Origin of the sequence: Trichococcus collinsii (genome assembly GCF_900107505.1) — a bacterium.
GTDB lineage: Bacteria > Bacillota > Bacilli > Lactobacillales > Aerococcaceae > Trichococcus > Trichococcus collinsii.
Genome location: NZ_FNQH01000001.1, coordinates 331,640 through 355,330 on the forward strand (window position 1 = coordinate 331,640; position 23,691 = coordinate 355,330).

General features: G+C 46.7%; 20 protein-coding genes and 1 pseudogene. 20 read left to right on the plus strand and 1 reads right to left on the minus strand.

Features of this window, described 5'->3' with window-relative positions:
• The first annotated feature begins 160 nt into the window (after positions 1-160).
• From BLV66_RS01645 to queA, 20 genes and pseudogenes are all read left to right on the plus strand, one after another.
• A complete protein-coding gene (locus BLV66_RS01645) occupies positions 161-1,735 on the plus strand; it encodes an ABC transporter ATP-binding protein (protein WP_086985208.1) in 1,575 nt (524 codons plus the stop codon).
• Positions 1,728-2,801 (plus strand): ABC transporter permease, encoded by a 1,074-nt coding sequence (locus BLV66_RS01650; protein WP_093114541.1) that lies wholly within the window; start codon positions 1,728-1,730, stop codon positions 2,799-2,801. The genes BLV66_RS01645 and BLV66_RS01650 overlap by 8 nt, the downstream gene beginning before the upstream one ends.
• A gap of 1 nt (position 2,802) precedes the next feature.
• Positions 2,803-3,762 carry an ABC transporter permease gene (locus BLV66_RS01655; RefSeq protein WP_086985205.1) on the plus strand — a complete coding sequence of 320 codons (960 nt, stop codon included), beginning with the start codon at positions 2,803-2,805 and terminating at the stop codon, positions 3,760-3,762.
• A 162-nt stretch (positions 3,763-3,924) separates the two neighbouring features.
• Positions 3,925-5,193 (plus strand): EF-P 5-aminopentanol modification-associated protein YfmF, encoded by a 1,269-nt coding sequence (gene yfmF / locus BLV66_RS01660; protein ID WP_086985203.1) that lies wholly within the window; start codon positions 3,925-3,927, stop codon positions 5,191-5,193.
• The gene (yfmH, locus tag BLV66_RS01665; protein ID WP_086985201.1) at positions 5,186-6,487 is read left to right on the plus strand and encodes an EF-P 5-aminopentanol modification-associated protein YfmH; all 1,302 of its coding nucleotides are present in this window, start codon (positions 5,186-5,188) and stop codon (positions 6,485-6,487) included. Before yfmF ends, yfmH begins: the two co-directional genes overlap by 8 nt.
• On the plus strand, positions 6,484-7,209 hold the full coding sequence (gene ymfI / locus BLV66_RS01670) for an elongation factor P 5-aminopentanone reductase (protein WP_086985200.1): 726 nt from the start codon (positions 6,484-6,486) through the stop codon (positions 7,207-7,209). Before yfmH ends, ymfI begins: the two co-directional genes overlap by 4 nt.
• An 86-nt stretch (positions 7,210-7,295) precedes the next feature.
• Positions 7,296-8,171 carry a helix-turn-helix domain-containing protein gene (locus BLV66_RS01675; RefSeq protein WP_086985198.1) on the plus strand — a complete coding sequence of 292 codons (876 nt, stop codon included), beginning with the start codon at positions 7,296-7,298 and terminating at the stop codon, positions 8,169-8,171.
• Between the two features lie 29 nt (positions 8,172-8,200).
• Positions 8,201-8,779 carry a CDP-diacylglycerol--glycerol-3-phosphate 3-phosphatidyltransferase gene (gene pgsA, locus BLV66_RS01680; RefSeq protein ID WP_086985196.1) on the plus strand — a complete coding sequence of 193 codons (579 nt, stop codon included), beginning with the start codon at positions 8,201-8,203 and terminating at the stop codon, positions 8,777-8,779.
• Positions 8,780-8,943: 164 nt separating this feature from the next.
• Positions 8,944-10,200: a competence/damage-inducible protein A gene (locus BLV66_RS01685; RefSeq protein WP_086985194.1), complete on the plus strand. Its 1,257-nt coding sequence runs from the start codon at positions 8,944-8,946 to the stop codon at positions 10,198-10,200.
• Between the two features lie 105 nt (positions 10,201-10,305).
• Positions 10,306-11,376: a recombinase RecA gene (gene recA, locus BLV66_RS01690; RefSeq protein WP_086985192.1), complete on the plus strand. Its 1,071-nt coding sequence runs from the start codon at positions 10,306-10,308 to the stop codon at positions 11,374-11,376.
• 240 nt (positions 11,377-11,616) lie between these two features.
• Positions 11,617-13,176, plus strand: a complete 1,560-nt coding sequence (gene rny / locus BLV66_RS01695; protein ID WP_086985190.1) for a ribonuclease Y — start codon at positions 11,617-11,619, stop codon at positions 13,174-13,176.
• Positions 13,177-13,318: 142 nt separating this feature from the next.
• Complete coding sequence (locus tag BLV66_RS01700) at positions 13,319-14,125, plus strand: TIGR00282 family metallophosphoesterase (protein WP_086985188.1); 807 nt, start codon at positions 13,319-13,321, stop codon at positions 14,123-14,125.
• A gap of 73 nt (positions 14,126-14,198) precedes the next feature.
• Positions 14,199-14,495, plus strand: coding sequence for a YlbF family regulator (locus BLV66_RS01705; protein WP_086985186.1), 297 nt, complete (start codon positions 14,199-14,201; stop codon positions 14,493-14,495).
• Between the two features lie 33 nt (positions 14,496-14,528).
• Positions 14,529-17,123, plus strand: a complete 2,595-nt coding sequence (mutS, locus tag BLV66_RS01710) for a DNA mismatch repair protein MutS (protein ID WP_086985184.1) — start codon at positions 14,529-14,531, stop codon at positions 17,121-17,123.
• Between the two features lie 5 nt (positions 17,124-17,128).
• Positions 17,129-19,158: pseudogene (gene mutL, locus BLV66_RS01715) on the plus strand (DNA mismatch repair endonuclease MutL).
• Between the two features lie 75 nt (positions 19,159-19,233).
• Complete coding sequence (locus tag BLV66_RS01720; protein ID WP_086985182.1) at positions 19,234-19,839, plus strand: DUF937 domain-containing protein; 606 nt, start codon at positions 19,234-19,236, stop codon at positions 19,837-19,839.
• A 107-nt stretch (positions 19,840-19,946) separates the two neighbouring features.
• Positions 19,947-20,372: a peptide-methionine (R)-S-oxide reductase MsrB gene (msrB, locus tag BLV66_RS01725; RefSeq protein ID WP_086985180.1), complete on the plus strand. Its 426-nt coding sequence runs from the start codon at positions 19,947-19,949 to the stop codon at positions 20,370-20,372.
• Between the two features lie 170 nt (positions 20,373-20,542).
• A complete protein-coding gene (gene ruvA / locus BLV66_RS01730) occupies positions 20,543-21,154 on the plus strand; it encodes a Holliday junction branch migration protein RuvA (protein ID WP_086985178.1) in 612 nt (203 codons plus the stop codon).
• Between the two features lie 5 nt (positions 21,155-21,159).
• Positions 21,160-22,173 (plus strand): Holliday junction branch migration DNA helicase RuvB, encoded by a 1,014-nt coding sequence (ruvB, locus tag BLV66_RS01735; protein ID WP_086985176.1) that lies wholly within the window; start codon positions 21,160-21,162, stop codon positions 22,171-22,173.
• Between the two features lie 16 nt (positions 22,174-22,189).
• Positions 22,190-23,218, plus strand: coding sequence for a tRNA preQ1(34) S-adenosylmethionine ribosyltransferase-isomerase QueA (queA, locus tag BLV66_RS01740; protein WP_086985174.1), 1,029 nt, complete (start codon positions 22,190-22,192; stop codon positions 23,216-23,218).
• A 169-nt stretch (positions 23,219-23,387) separates the two neighbouring features.
• Here the strand turns inward: queA and BLV66_RS01745 are convergent, their stop codons facing one another.
• A complete protein-coding gene (locus BLV66_RS01745) occupies positions 23,388-23,567 on the minus strand; it encodes a YjzD family protein (protein WP_086985172.1) in 180 nt (59 codons plus the stop codon).
• Positions 23,568-23,691: the final 124 nt, after the last annotated feature.

Below are 23,691 nucleotides of genomic sequence, written 5' to 3' on the forward strand. Positions count from 1 at the left end.
ACAAATGTTTATTTTTTGTGACAAACAAAAGTGGATAGGAGTTTGGAAATACTTTATAATAGGTGTGAAATAGTGTTTTACGGTATTATATTTTATAAGCGTGTCGCACTGCTGCACGAAGGAATGCATGCATTCAATTTTAGTAAGGGGTGGAATCAGCATGACAGAAGAAAATTATGTCATTGAGATGATTGGCGTAACAAAAGCTTTCGGCAATTATAAAGCAAATGATGATATTTTTCTCAGCTTGAAAAAAGGTGAAATTCACGCTTTGTTGGGTGAAAATGGCGCGGGTAAGTCGACTTTGATGAATATTCTCTCTGGTCTTTTGGAACCTACAAGCGGAACCATCAAGGTCAAAGGGCAAGAGGTCAAAATCAGTTCTCCGGGTGTTGCCGATAAATTGGGGATTGGAATGGTGCACCAACATTTTATGCTGGTCAAGGACTTCACGGTTACGGAAAACATCATTTTAGGCAGTGAGCCGAGTAGATTTGGTGTCTTAAATAAAAAGGCAGCTGCTGACGTGATTGCGGATTTGTCCAATAAATATCGCTTGGCAGTCAATCCTTCCGCCAAAATCGAGGACATCACGGTCGGGATGCAACAAAGGGTCGAAATCCTGAAAACATTGTACCGCGGGGCGGACGTCCTCATTTTTGACGAACCAACGGCAGTGTTGACACCCCAAGAAATTGACGAGTTGATGGCGATTATGAGGGAATTGACGAAAGAAGGCAAGTCAATTATCCTGATTACACATAAACTGGATGAAATCAAAGCCGTAGCTGATCGTTGCACGGTAATCCGCAAAGGCAAAAGTATTGGCACCGTCGACGTGAAGCAGACCTCCCAGCAAGAACTGGCCGATATGATGGTGGGGCGTTCCGTTCTGTTCCGCACAGTCAAAAAACCATCCCAACCGAAACAGGCCGTATTGGAAGTTGTGGGATTGACGGTCAAAGAGAGCCGTGGTCTGGAAGCTGTGCGTAATTTGAGCCTAACGGTAAGGGCTGGTGAAATCGTCGGAATCGCTGGAATCGACGGGAACGGCCAAAGTGAACTGATCCAAGCCATCACTGGCTTGCGGAAGGCCGAGAGCGGAATCGTCAAATTGAACGGAGAAACCATCACCAACTTGGCTCCGCGCAAAATCACCGAGGCTGGTTTGGGGCATATCCCTGAAGACCGACAAAAGTTCGGCCTGATACTGCCGATGCGTTTGGACGAAAATATCGCGTTGCAGACGTACTATCAAGAACCTTACAGCAAGAATTGCTTCCTGAATGACACCGCCATCGAGAACCACGCCATTGAATTAATCAGAGAGTTTGATGTGCGGACGCAAAGCGAAAAGTCGACAGCGGGTTCATTGTCCGGCGGAAATCAGCAAAAAGCAATCATCGCTCGTGAAGTTGATCGGAACCCTTCGTTATTGATTGCAGCCCAACCGACCCGAGGCTTGGATGTGGGAGCAATCGAATTTATCCATAAACGCTTGATTGAGCAAAGGGATAAAGACAAGGCAATCCTCTTGATGAGCTTCGAGTTGGATGAAATCTTGAATCTCTCCGATGTCATCGCCGTGATGTTTGAAGGTGAGATTGTGGCCTACGTCAAGCCTGAGGAAACTTCTGAACAAGAACTGGGCTTACTGATGGCCGGCTCTTCTTTGAAAAAGGCCCGGGAAGAATTGGAAAAAAACAAGGAAGAGGAGGGAAGCCTTCATGAGTAATCAACAAGGAGCCACTCGCATCCAGGGGATTATCATCCCTTTACTTTCAGTCATATTAGGGTTGTTGATCGGCGCAATCGTCATGTGGTCTTTCGGTTACGATGCCGTTGCAGGTTATTCAGCAATGCTGAAGGGAGCATTCGGATCGCCATTTTACATAGGCGAATTACTGCGTGAAGCTACTCCTTTGATTCTGGTCGCATTAGGTTTTGCGGTAGCCAACACAGCCGGATTCTTTAACATAGGTGTAGCGGGTCAAACTTTATTCGGCTGGCTGGCATCCGTCAGTGTCGCCCAGATGTTGCCTGAATTACCAAAAATCGTATTGTTGCCTTTATGCATTTTTGCGGGTGTTGCCGCCGGAGCGCTGTGGGCGGGTATCGCCGGAGTCTTGCGTGCCTATTTCAATACAAGTGAAGTGATCGTCACCATCATGTTGAATCACACAGCCTTATACATCAACAACCACATCGTCAGGAATGTTTTGACGGATTCCGGGGACTCTACAGCCAGAATCACAGAAAATGCTAGTTTAAGGGTTCCCTTTTTATCGGAAGTGACGCGCAATTCAACACCGCATGCCGGTATCTTCATTTCCCTTATCATGATTGCGGTAGTGTGGGTGCTGATGAAAAAAACAACGTATGGTTTCGAATTCCGTTCAGTGGGCTTGAATCCTGATGCAGCGGATTACGCAGGGATGAACGCCAAAAAGAACATTATTTTGGCCATGTTGATCAGCGGTGGGTTGGCTGGTTTGGGAGGCGCAATGGAAGGCTTGGGGAATTTCCAAAATATGTTTGTTCAAGGTGCGATGCCTGCAGTTGGATTCGATGGTATGGCAGTAGCCTTGTTGGGCATTGGGAGTCCTATAGGTATCCTGTTTGCTGCACTTCTGTTCAGTACGCTAAAAATTGGCGGAACGAGTATGCCACTTATGTCCGGCGTACCGGTCGAAATCGTCGATATCGTGATTGCGTCAATAATCTTCTTCGTCGGCGCGAGCTATATTATCCGACTTTTAATCAATAAACTGTCTAAAGTCAATAAAAAGGAGGTGGCGTGAGATGGACATGCTAGCGATTCTATCAATTATCGTATCCTCTGCTTTGATTTATTCTGCGCCGTTGATCTTCACAGGCCTTGGCGGAACATTCTCGGAACGGAGCGGTATCGTCAACGTGGGCTTGGAAGGCACAATGGTCATGGGAGCTTTCTCAGCCATAGTCTTTAATCTGAACTATGCCGACAATCTTGGCAAGATGACCCCTTGGGTTGCGTTGTTGGTGGCTGGGGCAGTCGGCATCTTCTTCTCGACCATCCATGCCGTTGCTACCATCAATCTAAGGGCGAACCATATCGTTTCCGGAACGGTCATCAATATGCTTGCCCCCGCGCTTGCAGTATTTTTAACTAAGGTTCTTTATGAGGGAAAAGGCCAGACCGCCTTCATCATCCAGAACTTCGGGAAAACCAGTTTCCCTATCTTGAAGGATATCCCAATCATCGGTGAGATATTTTTCACGAATACATCAGCTCCAGCCTATGCAGCAATCGCGACAGCGCTTGTCTGCTACTTCATCATCTTCAAGACGACTTTCGGTTTGCGCCTGCGTTCAGTCGGGGAACACCCGCAAGCGGCAGATACATTGGGGATCAACGTCTACGTGATGCGCTACGCGGGCGTGTTGATTTCCGGCTTTTTAGGCGGTGTGGGCGGCGCTATCGTCTCCCAGTCAATCAGCCTGAATTTTTCCGGATCAACGATTGCTGGTCAAGGTTTCATTGCCATGGCTGCAATGATTTTCGGCAAGTGGAATCCAATCGGAGTGATGGGAGCGGCGATTTTCTTCGGGTTCGCCCAAAGTTTGGGAGTCATCGGCAGCTATATTCCGGTCATCCAGAATATCCCTTCCGTCTATCTCCAGATTGCACCTTATGTCATTACGATCATTGTGCTTGTAGGTTTTATCGGTAAATCCAGAGGCCCAGCTGCCAACGGTACGACTTACATCAAGTCAAAGTAATCTCTTTCAGTGAGAAGGGTTGGCTCAACACGAGTCAACCTTTTCTTTTTGCGCTAGGCATGGGAGCAGAGTGGACAAGGAATGGCTTAATTGAAAAAAAACCGGAACTAGAGTATAGTTTTCCCTATCGACAAATAAAATAGCTTACAGGACGTGAAATGGATGGAATATAAATTAAAGCAAGGCGTTACGGCCTATATCGAACCTTCCGACAAATACAAAACCGTATTGATCCAGTACAAATTCAGGACGATCTTCGGCGGGAAAACTGCTACGGAACGTTCTTTAGTGAAGAATATGCTGGAAACGAACAGCAAACAGTATCCCAGCCAAAACGAGATGGATCTGAAAATGGCCAGCCTCTACGGTGCGACGCTGCATACGCAATCGCAGCGTTTCGGCAAACAGCACGTCGTGACGATGAGTCTATCCGTCGTCAATGATAAGTTCATCGGAGGCGATGATACACTTCTTGAGGAGGCGTTCGCTTTTCTAGAAGAAATCATCTTCAGGCCCAATGCTGAAGACGGCAAGTTCCACGAGAAGACGTTTCTTAGGGAGAAAGAAAATCTGCATAATTATTTCGAATCTCTGATCGAAGATAAGTCAGCATACGCGCGCACGCGCTTGAACCAAGTGATGTTCGAGGGAACGGATCAAGCGTATCAAGGCATAGGTGACGCCTGCTTCCTTAAGGATATCACCTCAACAAGCCTGTTCGAGCGCTATGCAGAGATGATCGAGTCGAATCAGCTGGATATCCTCGTTTCGGGCGATGTAGCGCCTGACCGGATATTGAATATATTGGCTGCCCAGAAGCTTGCGGACCGGGAAGAAACCGAAAAAGAGGTATTCTATTACCGTGAAATGAATACGGAACCCGTTGCGGCCAGTGAGGCTCAGGACATCAACCAAGGCAAGTTATTTTTTGGCTTCTCCTCACCTGTCTATTACATGAATGAGCATTATTTTGCCGGCTTGGTTTTTGATGGACTGTTTGGGGGATTCCCTCATTCAAAACTGTTCCAGAATGTCCGTGAAAAGGAGAGTTTGGCTTACTCAGCTTCAAGTGGCTTGGACTTCCTGCGCGGGGTCATGACTGTCGGCACCGGCATCGAGTTTGATAAACGGGAGCAAGTCGAGGAAATTGTTTTGGCACAACTGAAGGATATGCAAGCAGGGGATTTCTCGGATGACCTGATCGCTCAAACAAAAAGCATGCTGATCAACCACTACAAACAAAATGATGATTATCAGGGCCGAAGTTTGGCGAAACAGTACCAGGATATCCTGATTATAGAAAATCCTCTTTCGCAGGAGCAATGGATCGCCGGATTGAATGCGGTGACGAAGGAACAAATCATTGCTGTTGCGGAAAAAATGACTTTGCAGGCAATATTTTTCTTGAAAGGCGAGGCTACAGATGAATAAAGTACACTATGAGGCACTTAACGAAACCGTCTATACGGAAGTATTGGACAACGGCTTGCAGGTAGTATTGATTCCGAAAAATAAGTATTCCAAAACCTATGGCATCTTTACCACCGATTTTGGCTCGATCGATAACCAGTTTGTGCCGATAAACGGAGACAAGGAAATCAAAATTCCGGACGGCATCGCACATTTTCTTGAACATAAGTTGTTTGAAGGCGAGGACCATGATGCCTTTGAAGATTTCGCAAAATACGGAGCTTCAGCGAATGCTTTCACTTCCTTCACGCGGACAAGCTATCTCTTTTCAGCAACGGACAACATCCCGGAAAATACGAACAGCCTGCTTGACTTCGTTCAAGACCCACATTTCACGGAGGAAGGCACTGAAAAGGAAAAAGGCATCATCGCCCAAGAAATCCGCATGTATGAAGATAATCCGGGCTGGCAACTTTTTTACGGGTTGCTGCGTAACCTCTATCCCGAACACCCGCTCTCGGTGGATATAGCCGGAACGGTCGACAGCATCCAGGAAATCTCGCCGGAATTGCTGCAAATCTGTTATGACACGTTCTACCATCCATCCAATATGAACATACTGATGATTGGTAACTTCGCCCCCGAAGAAATGATGGAAACCATCAAACAAAATCAAGCCGGAAAAACATTTCTTCCCGCCAAACCGATCCAGCGCACCTTGCCACCGACCTCAATCCAGAACATCATTCCGTACAAAGCAATCGAAATGGATGTGCAGCGCCCGAAAGTGATGCTTGGTGTGAAAGGTTTGGATGCGGATGTCACCGGAAACCAAGCCGAAAAATACAAAATCTACGGCTCATTGTTGCTGGAATTGCTTTTCGGCCGGAGCTCCACACATTTCATTGAGCTTTATGACAATGGCTTGATCGATGACAGCTTCGGCTATTCCTTCAATTTGGATCGTTCTTTCCACTTTATGGCGATCGAATCGGATACGGAAGAACCCAAACTGTTGGAAGAAAAGCTGAAGCGGATTCTCTTGGAATGGGAAGCGGATGCTAATCTGACAAATGAGAAATTTGATTTGTTGAAGAAGAGCATGATTGGAGAACAGTTGCAGGCTTTCAACTCCCTAGAATACATCGCCAATCACTACAGCACGTTGTTGTTTTCCGGAGCCGAACTTTTTGAAGTCGTTCCGCTGATCGAAGAGACCAGTCTGGAGGACATCCGTAAATTTGCCGAAGGATATCTCAAAGAACAAAGCATGAGTACCTATGTGATTCTCCAGAAGGGAGCAAAACAGCAATGAAAGCTGCTTTGGTGACGGGAGCCTCCGGCGACATCGGGACTTCCATCGCAAGGGATTTGGCCGGTTCAGGCTGGTCGCTTTACCTGCATTATCATTCCAATCAAGAAAAAATCAATCTGTTGCTGACAGAATTGCAATCGGCCTATCCAGAACAGGAATTCTATCCGCTTTGCCTGGATTTTACCGATGAAGCAGGTGTTTCGACACTTGCTGACCATATTTTCTCGCTCCAAGCGATCGTTTTTGCGCACGGCACGACGGAATATGGGTTGCTTCAGGATATGACGTCACTGCAAATGGATGCCTTATGGGAAATGCACGTCAAAATGCCGATCCTGATCATACAAGCGCTGCAGGACAAAATCGCCCGCTCTCGCAACGGCCGCATTGTTTTCATCAGCTCTGTCTATGGAGAAGTCGGCAGCGGGCTCGAAGTGCTGTACAGCACCGTCAAAGGGGCGCAGATCGCCTTCGTTAAAGCCTACAGCAAGGAAGTTGCTTCATTGGGAGTAACCGTCAATGCCATCTGCCCAGGAGCGATTGATACGCAAATGAACGCGCATCTGGAAAACGATGAAAAAGAGGCTCTGCTTGAGGAAATCCCTCTTGGGAGGATGGGGAAACCGGATGAAATCAGCTTCTGGGTATCCCAATTTCTGAAGGAAGACAGCCGCTACATGACGGGGCAGGCCATTTACGTATCCGGTGGCTGGCTCAGGTAAAACAGCATTGGAACTCCTTGTGAAGGAATTTTATGGTATAATACCCATGGTAACTTCGGGATTTGCAAGTGAAGGCAGGTGAAGAAATGGTTCAAATTGGGGAAATACTAAAAAGTGCTAGACTTTCCAAAGGATACACATTGGATGATCTGCAACAGATCACTAAAATACAGAAGCGGTATTTGATTGCGATAGAAGAAGGCGATTTTGAAATTATGCCGGGCAATTTCTATGTGCGTGCCTTCATCAAGCAGTATGCTGATACTGTGGGCTTGGATGGCGATCGCTTGTTGGGGGATCACTCAAGTGTGATTCCGGAAATACACGGGAGCAGCCAAACGGAGGATTCCGGTTCTTTTTCTCCCAGTCGCTCCGAAACTAAAAGAGCTTCAAAAAAGACGAATTTTAATTATGGCGGTTCCGTCCAGAGCCAGTTGCCTACTTTTCTGTTGGCTGTGTCGGTAATTGCCATCGTACTTGTGGTCTGGAAGGCTACATTGAACGATGATGATGAGCAGGTTCAGATCGAAGTGGCTTCGAACATCAGCCAAACAATTATGGCATCGCAAGCGACGGTTTCTAGCGGTACAGAGCAGGCAGACAGCGCCGTTGTCGCAGAACAAACAGCGCAAGTGACCCTGGTCTCGTCTACCAATGGTTATGCGGAATATGACGTCACCAGTTTGTCGTTGCCATCAGAGTTGAAAATCTCGGCTGTGGCAGGAGGAAGTTCCTGGATCAGCGTAAGCGTGAACGGAATCGTCCAAGAGCCTTCAGGCATCGTAGGCAGTGAAAACCCGTTGACGGTCACACTACCGTTGAACACAAGCGAAATCGAAGTGGTAGTCGGCGTGATGCCTGCAACAATCATCGAACTGGATGGGACAGTTGTCGCGATGCCAGCAGATTATCAAGAGATTCAGACCCAAACCTTATCCTTTACCGTAAAAGGTGTGGAATAAGGCAGGGAACATTAAAGGAGTTGCAGAAGTTGAATTTACCTAATAAATTGACAGCGTTGCGGATTTTTATGATTCCGTTGTTCATGATCATCACTTTGGTTCCTTTCGATTGGGGTACGCTTGCGGTTGCCCAATCACAGATTGCCGTCAATCAGCTGGTCGGAGCCCTCATTTTTGCCATCGCCAGTTTTACGGATTGGTTGGATGGTTACATCGCCAGAAGGGACGGGTTGGTCACCAATTTCGGGAAATTTGCTGATCCATTGGCGGACAAGATGCTTGTCGCCACAGCCTTGATCGTACTTGTCGGTCAAGGGCTGGCCCCGTCGTGGGTCGTCAGCATAATCATCAGCCGGGAGTTGGCGGTAACAGGTTTACGCCTGTTGCTTGTGAAAGAAGGCGAAGTCATGGCAGCGGCATGGCCAGGGAAAATCAAAACGGCAACGCAAATGGTAGCCATCATTTTGTTGTTCGTGGATAATTTTCCTTTTCAGGCAACCGGCATTCCGGTTGCGGACATCATGTTGTATCTTTGCTTAGTTTTCACCATCTACTCAGGGGTGGATTATTTCGTCAAGAATAAACATGTTTTTGTCGGATCCATGTAATTTTCCATGTAATTTTAATAAATAAGAAGGGCTGGGTTGCATCAGATTGCAACCTGAACAAAAGGAAACGCGATTCTTTTGTGCCCTTCTTTTTCTTTATCTTTTTTATGCAATTGGAGTTTTTGTTTTATTTAAGCGAATACTATGGATGTGAGGGATTAAATATGAATGCAGAAATCATTTCAGTCGGAACGGAATTGTTGATGGGGCAAATAGTGAATTCGGATGCGGCGTTCATCGCCAAAGAACTGACCGGTTTGGGCATAGATTCGTATTTCCAGACGGTTGTCGGCGATAATCCGGGGAAAATAAAAGAAGTGATCAAAATAGCTGAATCAAGAAGCGACCTGTTGATTTTTACAGGAGGGCTCGGACCCACCCGGGATGATTTGACCAAACAAACCGTAGCGGAGCACCTTGAGGAAGAGCTTGTCATGGATGAAGCGGGGTTGACGCATATCCAGAAATGGTTTGAACGTTCGGGAAGGAGCATGACGAAAAACAATGAACTTCAAGCTTTAGTGTTCAGGAGCGGTAGTGTCTTCCCGAACCCGATTGGACAAGCGCTCGGCACCTATACCGAAAAGAATGGGACAGGTTATTTGCTGCTGCCAGGCCCGCCAAGAGAACTTGAGCAGATGTTTCTGCAATTTGTGAAGCCGTTCCTTTCCAGCAAGTATGAAGATCAGCAAGTCATTTCATCGAAGACGCTCCGCTTTTTCGGAATCGGTGAGTCCACCTTGACCACGGTTTTGGATGAACTGATCCGCAATCAGACCAACCCAACGATAGCCCCATATGCCGGGAAATACGAAGTGACCTTGAGACTCACCGCAAACGCTGCAACAGAAGTGATTTGCGGTGAGCTATTGGATGAAAAAAAAGCGGAAATATTGGCGCTTGTCGGAGAATATCATTATGGTGACGGCGACGAATCCAGCCTTGCCGAAGTTGTAGGCAAGAAATTGTTGAAGGTCAAAAAATCGATCAGCGCGGCTGAGAGCTTGACTGGAGGGCTTTTTCAAGCTGAACTTGTCAAGGTTCCCGGCATCAGCGAGGTCTTCGCTGGAGGCATCGTTTCTTACCAAGAAGGTGCCAAACAACAGGTACTCGGCGTTCCAGAAAATATTCTTGAGACATACGGAATGGTCAGTCCTGAGTGTGCGGTTGCGATGGCGGAGCGTGCGCGCGAACTGTTTAATACTGAGTTGGGCATTTCTTTCACAGGCGTTGCTGGACCTGATCAACTGGAGAACAAGCCAGCCGGGACGGTATGGATTGCCTTAAGCCAAAAAAATGGACCGACAGCCGTCCAAGGTTTCCGGTTTTCCCGTGATCGCCTCGGAAACCGGGAACAGGCAGTGATGCAGGGATTTGATATAATTCGGCGGAATTTGCTGGATTCTGAGTTTGAAGAATAAAAAAACGAACATCTGTTCACTTTAATCTTGCTTTTTTGCCCGGAACAGGATAGTATTACGTTGTGGTGTTAATGCATGCAAATGAAAGCTTGGAGGAAATAATAGATGGCTAATTTAAATGAAAATAGACAAAAAGCCTTGGATGAGGCTCTGAAAAAGATAGAAAGAAATTTTGGTAAAGGTTCGGTTATGAAGCTTGGCGAAAAAGTGGACACACAAATATCCACTGTACCGAGTGGTTCGTTGGCTCTTGATGTTGCGTTGGGCGTAGGCGGTTATCCGAGAGGCCGTATCATCGAAGTGTACGGTCCTGAATCTTCAGGTAAAACAACCGTTGCGCTCCATGCGATTGCTGAAGTGCAAAAGAAAGGCGGCGTTGCTGCCTTCATAGATGCTGAGCATGCTTTGGATCCAAAATATGCTGCAGCTTTAGGCGTGGATATCGATGAATTATTGCTATCCCAACCGGATACAGGCGAGCAAGGGCTGGAAATCGCTGACGCTTTGGTTTCATCCGGGGCTGTCGACATTGTGGTCATTGACTCGGTTGCCGCATTGGTTCCGCGTGCTGAAATAGAAGGCGAAATGGGAGACTCCCATATGGGTCTGCAAGCACGTCTGATGTCCCAAGCTTTACGAAAACTATCCGGATCTATCAACAAAACAAAAACGATTGCCATCTTTATCAACCAAGTTCGTGAGAAAATCGGCATCATGTTCGGCAATCCGGAAACGACACCAGGAGGAAGAGCGCTTAAATTTTACGCTACCATCCGTCTGGAAGTACGAAGAGCGGAACAGATCAAGAGCGGAACAGAGATTATGGGTAACCGCACAAAAATCAAAGTAGTCAAAAATAAAGTTGCGCCGCCATTCAGAACAGCTGAAGTGGACATCATGTACGGGGAAGGCATTTCCCAAGTCGGCGAAATCATCGATATGGCTTCAGAGAAGGATATCGTCAACAAGAGTGGCGCTTGGTATGCCTACAAAGGGGAACGCATCGGTCAAGGCCGCGAAAATGCGAAAAAATTCCTGACTGAGCATCCAGAGATGAGAGCTGAAATCGAGAAGCTTGTCCGTGACGAATATGGCATAGGCGATAAAAAAGCGGTAGAGGCAAAAGCAAAGGAAAAAGACGAGCCGGTTGGATCGGTAGATCTGTTGGACGAGTAATCAGTATTTTTGAAGAGGCCGGGACCAAAATCCGGGTCTCTTTCTTTTTTTTAAAACGTGAAATAGGGCAATATAGAAATAAGAATAAATGTATTTTGGTTATGTTACCGTTTTATCGTTGACATGTCAGTATTCTACGTTTAGAATGAATTTATTTGCATCGTTTCATTCTGCACATTGTAAAACTAATTTTTATTCATTTTTTTGACAACAAAATTAAATAGATACGGAGGTGAAACTATGGATATATGGACTTTAGCCTTCGCTATCATAGCTTTAATTTTTGGTGTCGTTGTCGGATATTTATATCGAAAATCGAATCACGAAAAAGAAATAGCTGGTGCCAAAAATACCGCTTCCCTAATTCTTGAAGATGCTCGTAAAGAAGCAGAAACAACAAAAAGAGAAGCTATGTTAGAGGCGAAGGATGAGAACCACAAATACCGCTCAGAAATAGAAGATGAATTGCGCGAACGACGCGGTGAGGTTCAAAAACAAGAAAATCGATTAATCCAAAGAGAAGAAAATTTGGATAGAAAAGATGCCAGTCTATCAAAACGTGAGCAATCTATCGAGTCAAAAGAGGATAATCTTGTCAAAAGACAAAACGCTTTAGTTTCTGAGGAAAATCGCATTCAAGCATTGGTGGAAGAGCAACAACATGAATTGGAAAGAATCGCTACCTTATCCCGTGAAGATGCAAGAAATATCATCATGCATGAAACGGAAAATCAACTTTCGCATGAAATTGCAGTTATGATCAGAGAATCTGACCAAAAAGCGAAAGATGAAGCAGATCGTAATGCGAAAAACATTATCCTGCAGGCGATTCAAAGAAGTGCAGCCGATTTAGTTTCGGAAGCAACAGTTTCAGTTGTTACATTACCTAACGATGACATGAAAGGCCGTATCATTGGCCGCGAAGGAAGAAACATTCGGACTTTGGAGACATTGACAGGTATTGACCTGATCATCGATGATACGCCAGAAGCTGTCGTATTAAGCGGATTTGATCCTATCCGAAGAGAAATTGCAAAAATGGCTTTGGAGAAATTAATTCAAGATGGACGTATCCATCCTGCAAGAATTGAGGAAGCAGTTGAGAAAGCCCGTAAGGATATGGATGAACGCATAAGAGAAATCGGCGAACAAGCAACTTTTGAAGTTGGCATCCATTCTTTGCATCCTGATCTGATTAAAATTTTGGGACGTCTGCATTTCCGCACTAGTTATGGACAAAATGTCCTAAACCACAGCATCGAAGTCGCAAAACTTTGCGGCGTAATGGCTGGGGAACTAGGCGAAGATATCAATCTGGCCAAACGTGCAGGTCTGTTGCATGACATCGGAAAAGCTCTCGATCATGAAATAGAGGGTTCACACGTTGAAATCGGCGCAGAAATCGCCCAAAAATACAAAGAAAATCCGGTTGTCATCAATGCAATTGCCTCACATCATGGAGATGTTGAAGCAAACTCAATCATATCAGTATTGGTCGCATCTGCTGACGCTTTATCTGCTGCTCGTCCGGGCGCAAGAAGTGAATCTCTGGAAAACTACATTCGTCGTTTGGAGAAACTGGAAGGAATTGCGAACAGTTTTGAAGGCGTAGCAAGCAGTTTTGCTATCCAAGCAGGAAGAGAGATCCGCGTCATGGTCAAGCCAGACCAACTTGACGATTCTCAAGCTATTCGTGTAGCTCGTGAGATTAGAAAGAAAATCGAAGAAGAACTAGATTATCCGGGACACATCAAGGTTACGGTTATACGCGAAACAAGAGTAATTGAATATGCCAAATAATGAAATACCAAACGGGACATCCTATTGTCCCGTTTTTTGCTTTTTATGGATATTCCGACCGACGGGCAGGGGTGCAACGGCTTATCTAAACAGACAAAATATGTTACTATAAAAAGACTAGAATTTAGAGAAGAGGCTGAAGATGAAAGTATTATTTATTGGGGATGTCGTAGGTTCAATCGGCAGACAGATGCTGCAGGATACACTCCCACAACTGAAGAAACATTACCGTCCGCAAGTGACCATTGTGAACGGAGAAAATGCGGCTGGCGGAAGAGGCATAACGGAAAAAATTTACAAAGAATTTTTGCAGACTGGTGTGGACGTTATCACCATGGGGAACCATACGTGGGATAACCGTGACATATTCGAATTCATCGGAACAGCCAACAAGATGATCCGTCCGGCTAATTTTCCAGAAGGCACTCCCGGCATAGGGTTTACAATCATAAAAGTGAATCAACTGAAGTTGGCTGTGGTGAACCTGCACGGACGAGTCTTCATGAACAGTCTGGATGACCCTTTCCGCAAAGCGGATGAAATCCTGGAGCAGGTCCGGAAAGAAACGAATTGCATCTTTGTCGATTTCCACGCCGAAACGACCAGCGAAAAACAAGCAATGGGCTGGTATTTGGATGGGCGTGTTTCTGCTATGGTCGGTACACATACTCATGTACAGACAAATGATGCGCGTATTTTGCCGGAAGGGACAGGCTATCTGACGGATGCAGGAATGACCGGGGCTTACGACAGTATCTTAGGCGTCGAAAAAGAAATCATCATTCAGAAGTTTCTGACGCAAATGCCGATTCGGCATGAAGTGCCCGAAAAAGGGAGAAAATTACTTTCCGGTTGCTATATTGAAATCAATGATCAAACCGGCAAGTGCGTAAAAATCGAGAACATCGTAATAAATGAAGATCGCCCATTTGGAGGGGAATTCTATTGAGCCAAGAACTGCCTATCGAAGGCCCGGCAGAAGCAGAATTGAATAGACTGATTGAAATACTGAAAAAAATGAAGTGATCGTCCGCTATCAAGAGGCCGAAGAAAATACAAAAGACAATCGGGTGTTGGAGCAATTGGTCGAAACCATCAAAAGCAAGCAAAAAGAAGTTGCGGCTTTTGAACATTATGCTAAGCCGGCAGCAGCAGAAAAAACAGCCGCTGAATTAGTGGAGCTGAATAAGCAATTGAAGGACAACATAGCGGTCCAACAATACAGGGAAGCTTTATGGGATGCCAATGAACTATTGGAAAATGTCATAAGTATCATCCAACGCGGCGTCGATGACGCTATCGAAAAAGATGAACCATGATGATTGAAGAGATATATTAATTGAGGTGAAAAAATGCCACAGAAGACTAAAAACACGCCCATGATGGAGCAGTACCTATCCATAAAAGAGCAGTATCCGGATGCGTTTTTGTTTTATCGCTTGGGCGATTTCTATGAATTGTTCCATGATGATGCTATGAAGGCTGCAAAATTACTGGAAATTACGCTGACGAGCCGCAATAAAAATGCCGACGAACCGATTCCCATGTGTGGGGTCCCGTATCACGCAGCGGCGGAATATATCAGAAGACTCGTGGAAATGGGGCACAAGGTCGCCGTTTGCGAACAGATGGAGGATGCCAAGCTGACAAAAGGCATGGTGCGGCGGGAAGTCGTCCGGGTTATTACCCCAGGTACATTTTTGAATGAGAACGGTAGCGAGAGCAAGACAAATAATTACTTGGCAAGTGTCATTCAAATCGAAGCCGCGGGGTACGCGCTGGGATATGTCGATATCGGAACGGGGGAACTGAAAGTCACCCTCCTGAGTAACGAAGATGCCGTATTCAATGAACTCCAGACATTGCCGTTCAAAGAGATCGTCTTGGATACAAAAACAGCTGATGGGCTGACGGAAAAGTTGGAAAAACATTTTGGTATCCTGGTTTCCATTCAGGCAAAGTTGATTTCGGAGACAGACTTCCACGATTTGGTTGCGGAATTGCCGCAACAGTCTGAAAAGGATGTACTTGTCCTGTTGTTGAGCTATCTTTCGGATACCCAAAAGCGTAGCCTCTCCCATCTCCAGAAAGCCGTCGCCTATCAAACCGATGCTTTCCTGAAGATGGATACCTATGCGCGGCGCAACCTCGAGCTGGCTGCATCTATCCGGACGCAGCAGAAGAAAGGCAGCCTGTTGTGGACGCTTGATGAAACCAAAACGGCTATGGGCGGGCGCATGCTGAAACAATGGCTCGAAAAGCCGTTGATCAACCTGAGCGACATACTCGAAAGACAACGGAAAGTAGAGTCGCTAGTCAATCACTACTTTGAACGAATGGACATCAATGATGCCTTGACATCGGTGTATGATCTGGAACGTTTGGTCGCCCGAGTGTCACTAGGCAATGTCAACGGTCGCGATCTGATCCAGCTGAAAACATCTCTTCAGCAGATTCCAGGATTGGTCCAAGCTATCGCCGCAATCGATGAACCGGATGTTTGGCAGGCTGTCATCGACAAATTGGAAGCTTACCCCGATGTCATCGAACTGATCGAGCGAGCGATCACGGATAATCCGCCTATCCAGATCACGGAAGGCAACATTATCCGCGATGGCTACCATGAACAATTGGATCGCTACCGCGATGCGATGAACAACGGAAAACTTTGGATAGCGATGCTGCAAAAAGAGGAAAGAGAAAGAACCGGCATAAAAACGCTGAAAATCGGCTACAACCGCATTTTTGGCTATTACATAGAAGTGACGAAAGCGAACCTTGCGGCGCTGCCTGAAGGCACGTATGAGCGCAAACAGACGCTCGCCAATGCGGAACGTTTCGTCACGCCTGCATTGAAGGAGAAAGAGACGCTTATTTTGGAGGCCGAGGAAAAGTCTGTCGAATTGGAGCATGAGCTGTTCGTAGCATTGCGAGAAGAGATAAAAGGATACAGCCGACAGTTGCAGGCACTGGCCAAACTGGTGGCGGAAATCGATGTACTTCAATCGTTCGCCCATGTCAGTGAAGCCTATCATTTTTCCAAACCGGAATTGAGCAACAGCGACCGCAATCTGTCTATCAAAGAAGGGCGCCATCCGGTTGTGGAACGCGTCATCGGCAAAGATAAATTTGTGCCCAACAGTATTTCCATGGACAAGGACAACCATATCTTGCTGATTACCGGGCCAAATATGTCGGGTAAGAGCACCTACATGCGTCAAGTGGCGTTGATTGTCATCCTGGCCCAAATGGGTTGTTTTGTGCCGGCCGAAAAGGCCCATTTGCCTATCTTTGACCAAATATTCACCCGCATAGGTGCGGCGGATGACCTCTATTCTGGGCAGAGCACATTCATGGTCGAAATGGTCGAAACGAATCAAGCGTTGCGATTCGCGACCGATAAGAGTCTGATCTTATTCGACGAAATCGGCAGGGGGACGGCAACGTATGACGGCATGGCATTGGCGGAAGCGATTCTGCGTTACATCGATCGCACAATCAAAGGCAAAACGCTGTTTTCGACGCATTACCATGAATTGACCCAACTCGAAGCCGATTTGGCGGGGACAAAGAATGTTCATGTCGGGGCAATCGAAAAAGACGGGGAATTGGTGTTTCTGCATAAACTGATGCAGGGACCAGCAGACAAAAGTTATGGCCTACATGTAGCCAAGCTGGCCGGTATGCCGAATGAGTTGATTTCAGAGGCGCAGGTCATCCTTAATTCATTGAATGAACAGCACGTGCTGCATTCAGGATCGGACGTGTCTGCTCAAGATGATACGATCGAACAGTTGGCGTTGTTCCAGGAGAATGCAATGCATCCGAACGAGAAGCACATTCTCGAGGAATTGTCGGACTTGGCTCTGGAGGAGTGCACACCGATGCAAGCCATGCTGATGATAGACAGTTGGAAAAAGTTGCTGAAATCGCAAAAAAGTAGGTGAGAACGATGGCCAAAATCAGGGAGCTTTCCCAAATATTGACAAACCAGATTGCTGCCGGGGAAGTGATTGAACGCCCAGCATCGGTCGTTAAGGAATTGGTGGAGAATGCGATCGATGCGAACAGTACGCAGATTGATGTTTTCATCGAAGAGGCGGGATTAAAAAAGGTGCAGGTAACCGACAATGGCGACGGCATCGCAGCGGACGAGGTGAAACTTGCTTTTACGCGGCACGCGACCAGCAAAATCTATACGCAGGAGGACCTTTTCCGCATCCACTCGCTGGGATTTCGGGGTGAAGCATTGCCCAGTATCGCTTCTGTTGCCAAAGTTTCGATCGAAACGGCTGTCGCCGATCAAAGCGGCACCTACTTGTCCATAAAAGGTGGCGTCAGCGGAGAGGAAAGGCCCAATAAATCGAGAAAAGGGACCACAATCATCGTCGAAGACCTGTTCTACAACACACCAGCCCGTCTGAAATACATCCGTTCCCTCCAGGCTGAGCTGTCGAACATTACAGACATCATGAACCGGATCGCCTTGAGTCATCCTGAGATCGCTTTCCGTTTGCATCATGAGGGGAACCAACTCCTGCATACGGCAGGAAATGGCGATCTGCGCCAGACTATCGCGGGTGTCTATGGGACGATGACGGCCAAGAAGATGAAACTGATTGAGGGCGAAAATCTGGACTTCAAAGTGAAGGGCTACATCAGCTTGCCGGACACGACGCGGGCTAGCCGCAACTATATCACCTTGATACTGAACGGGCGTTTCATCAAAAATTACGCTTTGAATAAAGCAATCATCGATGGCTATGGCTCCAAGCTTATGGTCGGAAGGTATCCGCTCGCTGTCATTGTGATGGATGCGGATTCCTTGCTGTTGGATGTGAACGTCCACCCTTCAAAAAAGAAGTCAGGATCAGCAAAGAAAAAGAGCTCGGGGAATTGATCCAAAACGCAATCGCTGCTGTTTTGCGGACGGAAGAACGCATCCCTAGTGGCATCGAAAATCTGAAATTCAAACGCCAAAGTTCGGCTGAACCGATCCAGATCGAGCAATTGAGCGTCTCTTTCCGGTCATTCGATCAAGAGCTTGTGCAAGAAACAGAAACGAAGCTGCCGGCGACAAGTGAAAATGAGGATTTTCGATCTTTGGAGACATCATGGGACAGTCTGCCGACCCACAATGAAAACGACGAACACACAAAGCCCTTTACAGATTCCACGGAGACTGAACCTCGTGAAGACCTTCACCTTCCAAGTGAAGAACAAGAAGTTTACGTTGTTCCGTTCAGTGGCCAGCCAAAACAGGACCGCAATGAACCAAGCATACCTTATCTATTTTCAGAACCAAAAAATCCGGCTGCCCATGAAGAACCAATCATGAAAACCGTTCAGAAAGTCGCAGCTGAGGCAGAAAAGGGACCGGTGAGCAAGCGGCCGTTCCCGGATTTGCACTTTTTTGGACAGATGCACGGCACTTACCTGTTCGCGCAGAACGAAAATGGCCTCTACATCATCGATCAGCACGCTGCCCAAGAACGCATCAAATATGAATATTACCGCGAGGAGATAGGCAAGGTTTCTAACGATCTCCAAGGTTTGTTGATACCGATCATGCTGGATTATCCTGCGAATGAATTTCAGTTGATCCAGGGAAGCCGCGAAGTGTTGGAAGAAATGGGACTGTTCTTGGAACCGTTCGGCCAAAACAGTTTCATCGTCGAAAAACATCCTGCCTGGTTTACGCCGGGTGAGGAGGAAGAAATTTTGAAGGAACTGGTGGAGATGTTTTTGAATGAAGGAGATATCTCCATCAAGAAACTTCGCGAAGCCACTGCCATCATGATGAGCTGCAAGCGCTCGATCAAGGCGAATCATTTTATCAGTGACAATGAAGCACGACAATTATTGATTGATCTTGCAAAAACGGATAACCCATACAATTGTCCGCACGGCCGGCCAGTGCTGATTCAATTCTCCAATCAGGATATGGAGAAGATGTTCAAACGGATCCAGGACCCGCACTGAAAACGTATCATTTCTTATTTCTGCTTAATTATTGTAAAATCAGGATAGTTAAATAAGAGATAGGAGTGGAAAAAAATGGTGCAAATCAATGATATCTCCGAAATGATGGGGGAACTGAACAAAAAAAGTTCGATCCAGGCTCTGGGAAGCAAAACGGGCGTTGATGCAAGCATTTTGCCGAAATTGGCTGTCGTAGCAATTCCCTTGATCCTTCGGGCATTAAGTAAAAATGCAGAGTCAAAAGATGGAAAAGATTCCTTATCAAATGCATTGGAAAAACACAAAGGTCAGATTAAAGACGTATCCTCTATCGAGGATGTAGTCAAGAAAGCCGATACGGATGATGGTGATAAAATATTGGATCATGCTTTCGGGGACAAAGATAAGGTCGTGGATCAGATTGCTGCCCAAACAGGCATCAGTAAATCCGAAGTTTCTAAGGTTTTGGCTTCCATGGCGCCGATGATTCTAGGCATGTTGGCGGACAAAAAGGATACTGATGGATTAGATTCCGACGGTGTGGCTAAACAGACCGACATCTTCTCCAAACAAGCTGAAGAAGCAGCCACGAAAAATTTCGACATCACCGATCTCTTTCCTAAGCAATCCGGAACGACGACGCCAGCTGCAACGGGCGGATTGGGCGGCATTCTGGGAAGCATTCTGGGCAATCTATTCTGATCTAAACCTGATGAAGTACCTGCAAAGCAGAACAAGACCTTTTTGTTCTGCTTTTTTGTATTTTTTGATATACTGGAGCAATGAAAAGAGAGGGGTCTGATATCACGATGGACAATAAAGAGGAACAGTTGAAGCGCTTGACGCCTTTACAATATGAAGTAACACAGAACGAAGCTACGGAAAGACCTTTTTCCGGCGAATATGATGATTTTTATGAAAAAGGCATCTATGTGGATGTCGTGAGCGGAGAGCCTTTATTCAGTTCTACCGACAAGTATGATGCCGGCTGCGGTTGGCCTTCTTTTGCAAAACCGATTTCCACTCTGAAGGAGCTGGAGGACCGTAAACTGATGCGCAAACGTACGGAAGTCCGGAGCCCTCAAGGCGACTCCCATCTGGGGCATGTTTTTGAGGACGGCCCAGCAGAGTTGGGCGGACTGCGTTATTGCATCAATTCGGCAGCGATGCGCTTTGTTCCTTATAATCAATTGGATGCAGAAGGGTACTCTGAATATAAACAATTATTCGAATAGGCAGCAAAGACAAGTCCCATGGCTACTGGTCCTGGGTCTTTTTTTTAGCGCATACAGACCAAACGAACGTTCCCGCATATAAGATGGCCGAGTGGCTGTCATTTCCGTTCCGTTTTATGTTATGATAGAAAATGAATGACAATCAGGAAATGAAGAGTAGGAGTCAGATGATGTACGAATACATAAAAGGTAAATTAGTCTATGTGGGGCCGCTTTATGTGGTTCTGGAGAACGGTGGCATAGGCTACCAATTGCAGGTGGCGAATCCTTTCCGGTTCTCCGGAAACCTGAATCAAGAGATAACGTTTTACATCTATCAGGCAGTCCGCGAGGATGCAATCACACTTTTTGGTTTCAAGGATTATACGGAAAAGCAGTTGTACTTGAAACTGATCAGCGTCTCCGGAATAGGACCGAAGAGTGGCTTGTCGATATTGGCGAGCGATGATCATCTGGGTCTGATCCAAGCGATTGAAACGGATAATGTGGGGTATTTGGTGAAATTCCCGGGAGTAGGCAAAAAGACAGCCTCGCAAATCATCTTGGATTTGAAAGGCAAACTCGGCGAGTTGCTGCCCGATACGTATTGGATGGAAGAACATCCGGTCCATGAAACAGCTGGCGGGCATTCCGCTGTGTTGACGGAAGCTTTGGAAGCTTTGGCCGGGTTGGGATATTCAGACCGTGAAGTGAAGAAAATCCTGCCGCTATTGGAAAAAGAAAACTATTCCAGCGCCGAAGAAGTGCTTCGTACGGCGTTCAAGCTACTTTTAAAAGGGTGATATAGATGACAGCTGAAAACAGAATCGTTTCCGGAAATACGGAAGATCTAACAGAAGATTTGATCGAAAAAACATTGCGTCCGCAATTGATGGCGCAATATATCGGGCAAGACAAAGTGAAGAACGAACTAAAAGTTTATATCCAAGCCGCGAAAGCGCGTAGTGAAGCCTTGGATCATGTGTTGCTGTACGGTCCGCCCGGATTGGGGAAAACGACACTCGCGATGGTCATCGCCAACGAATTGGATGTCCGCATTCACAGCACGAGCGGACCCGCAATCGAGCGACCAGGCGATCTGATGGTATTGCTCAATGAACTGGAAGCGGGGGACGTCCTCTTTATTGATGAAATCCATCGTTTGCCGCGGATTGTGGAAGAAGTGCTCTACTCTGCCATGGAGGATTATTATGTGGACATCATCATTGGGCAAGGACCGACAGCCCACCCCGTCCACTTTACCTTGCCGCCGTTCACGCTAGTAGGTGCCACGACCAAAGCCGGCAGTCTGTCGGCCCCCTTGCGTGACCGGTTCGGGATCGTTTCGCGGATGGAATATTACAGCCTTGAAGATCTCCGACAGATCGTCCATCGGTCTTCGGATGTCTTGTCCACGGAAATTGATGAGTCAGGCGCTGTCGAAATCGCCTTGAGATCCAGAGGCACCCCGCGTGTTGCCAACAGGCTGCTCCGCCGTGTGCGCGATTTCGCCCAAGTCTATCGCGATGGCCTGATCACGAAGGAAATCGCCGACAAAGCTTTGTCCATTTTGAGCGTGGACAACAAAGGGCTTGATGACTTGGATCGGCAAATATTGATGACGATGATCCGATTCTATAATGGCGGCCCCGTAGGTCTTTCGACGATAGCCGCCAACATCGGCGAAGAAATGGAAACAATAGAGGACATGTACGAACCCTACCTGCTCCAACTCGGCTTCCTGCAGCGCACCCCACGCGGCAGGGTAGCAACCCCTATGGCATATGACCATTTGGGTATCAAGTATGATACAGAAAAATAAGTGAGGTATTTTATCAATGAGGACAAGTGATTTTGATTTTTATTTGCCGGAAGAACTGATTGCCCAGACACCACTTTTGGATCGTTCATCATCCCGGCTTCTTGCCCTGAACTCCAAGACTGGAGAAATCACGGACAAGCATTTCACCGACATGGTGGAAGAGCTTCAGGAAGGCGACGCGCTGGTACTGAACAATACACGTGTACTCCCTGCGCGACTGCATGGCGTCAAGCCGGACACGGGCGGGCATATCGAAGTCCTGCTTTTGAACAATATCCAAGGGGATGAGTGGGAGACCCTCGTCAAACCAGGTAAACGGGTCAAAGTCGGGACAGTCATCTCTTTCGGGGATGGACGCTTGACGGCCGAAGTGACGCAATCGTTGGATCATGGTGGCCGCATTTTGAATTTCAAATATGACGGTGTATTTTTAGAAATACTGGAATCGCTGGGTGAAATGCCTTTGCCCCCGTACATCAAGGAGACACTGGATGATCAGGAACGCTATCAGACAGTTTACGCAAAAGAAGTCGGATCCGCAGCGGCACCGACAGCTGGGCTCCATTTCACGGCCGAACTGCTTGAGGAAGTAGCCAATAAAGGTGTCAAAATCGTCTATCTGACGTTGCATGTGGGCTTGGGTACTTTCCGTCCGGTATCGGTCGATGATATCGCCAGCCACGAAATGCATTCGGAATTCTATCAGCTAACGGATGAGGCAGCGCAAACGCTGAATGAAGTCCGTTCCAACGGAGGGAAAATAGTTGCGGTGGGCACGACTTCCGTACGGACTCTGGAAACAATCGGCACGAAATTTGATGGGGAAATCAAAGCGGATAGCGGATGGACCAAAATTTTCATTTCGCCCGGCTATTCATTTAAGGTTGTGCAAGGCATCATCACCAATTTTCATCTGCCGAAATCGACCTTGGTCATGTTGGTCAGCGCTTTTGCGGGCAGAGACAACGTCTTGGCTGCTTACGAGCACGCAGTCAAAGAAAAGTACCGATTCTTCAGCTTCGGTGATGCCATGTTCATCAAATAGAGGATAGTATCCTTGACTCGCAGAGACAAGGGGTTCCTTTATTCTTTCCGAAGGGCTAACCCGTGAAGCTGGCAATCAATTTTATAATTTTCAATTCAAAAAAACCTTCAGGAAATTTATCCCTGAAGGTTTTTTCGTTTGCTCTGCCTTGTCTAAAGCGAACTATCGGTTATTTATGGGAGACTGTCTTCGGCATCAACGCAGAAACAAGAACTACGATCAGCGCGGTAAAGATACCCGTCATGGTCGCGATCATAAAGTCATAGCTGCCGCCGGATAAGGCGCTGCCCAGATAAACAGATACTTGCCCTAAGATAAATCCCCAAAAAATGATTGCAATATATTTCATGTCGTTTACACCTCTTCTCGAAATTCATTTTATCACTTTTTTTGGAGATGACAAGCATTACTTGTCCGACGACTTTTTCGCTTCTTGGATTAGGACGGGTACGCTATAATGATAGTATTGATTA

What these genes read in the sequence shown, in the direction of transcription:
- BLV66_RS01645 (WP_086985208.1), top strand. Translation starts at nt 161, where the DNA reads ATGACAGAAGAAAATTATGTCATTGAGATGATTGGCGTAACAAAAGCT.
- BLV66_RS01650 (WP_093114541.1), top strand. Translation starts at nt 1,728, where the DNA reads ATGAGTAATCAACAAGGAGCCACTCGCATCCAGGGGATTATCATCCCT.
- BLV66_RS01655 (WP_086985205.1), top strand. Translation starts at nt 2,803, where the DNA reads ATGGACATGCTAGCGATTCTATCAATTATCGTATCCTCTGCTTTGATT.
- yfmF (WP_086985203.1), top strand. Translation starts at nt 3,925, where the DNA reads ATGGAATATAAATTAAAGCAAGGCGTTACGGCCTATATCGAACCTTCC.
- yfmH (WP_086985201.1), top strand. Translation starts at nt 5,186, where the DNA reads ATGAATAAAGTACACTATGAGGCACTTAACGAAACCGTCTATACGGAA.
- ymfI (WP_086985200.1), top strand. Translation starts at nt 6,484, where the DNA reads ATGAAAGCTGCTTTGGTGACGGGAGCCTCCGGCGACATCGGGACTTCC.
- BLV66_RS01675 (WP_086985198.1), top strand. Translation starts at nt 7,296, where the DNA reads ATGGTTCAAATTGGGGAAATACTAAAAAGTGCTAGACTTTCCAAAGGA.
- BLV66_RS01685 (WP_086985194.1), top strand. Translation starts at nt 8,944, where the DNA reads ATGAATGCAGAAATCATTTCAGTCGGAACGGAATTGTTGATGGGGCAA.
- recA (WP_086985192.1), top strand. Translation starts at nt 10,306, where the DNA reads ATGGCTAATTTAAATGAAAATAGACAAAAAGCCTTGGATGAGGCTCTG.
- rny (WP_086985190.1), top strand. Translation starts at nt 11,617, where the DNA reads ATGGATATATGGACTTTAGCCTTCGCTATCATAGCTTTAATTTTTGGT.
- BLV66_RS01700 (WP_086985188.1), top strand. Translation starts at nt 13,319, where the DNA reads ATGAAAGTATTATTTATTGGGGATGTCGTAGGTTCAATCGGCAGACAG.
- mutS (WP_086985184.1), top strand. Translation starts at nt 14,529, where the DNA reads ATGCCACAGAAGACTAAAAACACGCCCATGATGGAGCAGTACCTATCC.
- BLV66_RS01720 (WP_086985182.1), top strand. Translation starts at nt 19,234, where the DNA reads ATGGTGCAAATCAATGATATCTCCGAAATGATGGGGGAACTGAACAAA.
- msrB (WP_086985180.1), top strand. Translation starts at nt 19,947, where the DNA reads ATGGACAATAAAGAGGAACAGTTGAAGCGCTTGACGCCTTTACAATAT.
- ruvA (WP_086985178.1), top strand. Translation starts at nt 20,543, where the DNA reads ATGTACGAATACATAAAAGGTAAATTAGTCTATGTGGGGCCGCTTTAT.
- ruvB (WP_086985176.1), top strand. Translation starts at nt 21,160, where the DNA reads ATGACAGCTGAAAACAGAATCGTTTCCGGAAATACGGAAGATCTAACA.
- queA (WP_086985174.1), top strand. Translation starts at nt 22,190, where the DNA reads ATGAGGACAAGTGATTTTGATTTTTATTTGCCGGAAGAACTGATTGCC.
- BLV66_RS01745 (WP_086985172.1), bottom strand. Translation starts at nt 23,567, where the DNA reads ATGAAATATATTGCAATCATTTTTTGGGGATTTATCTTAGGGCAAGTA.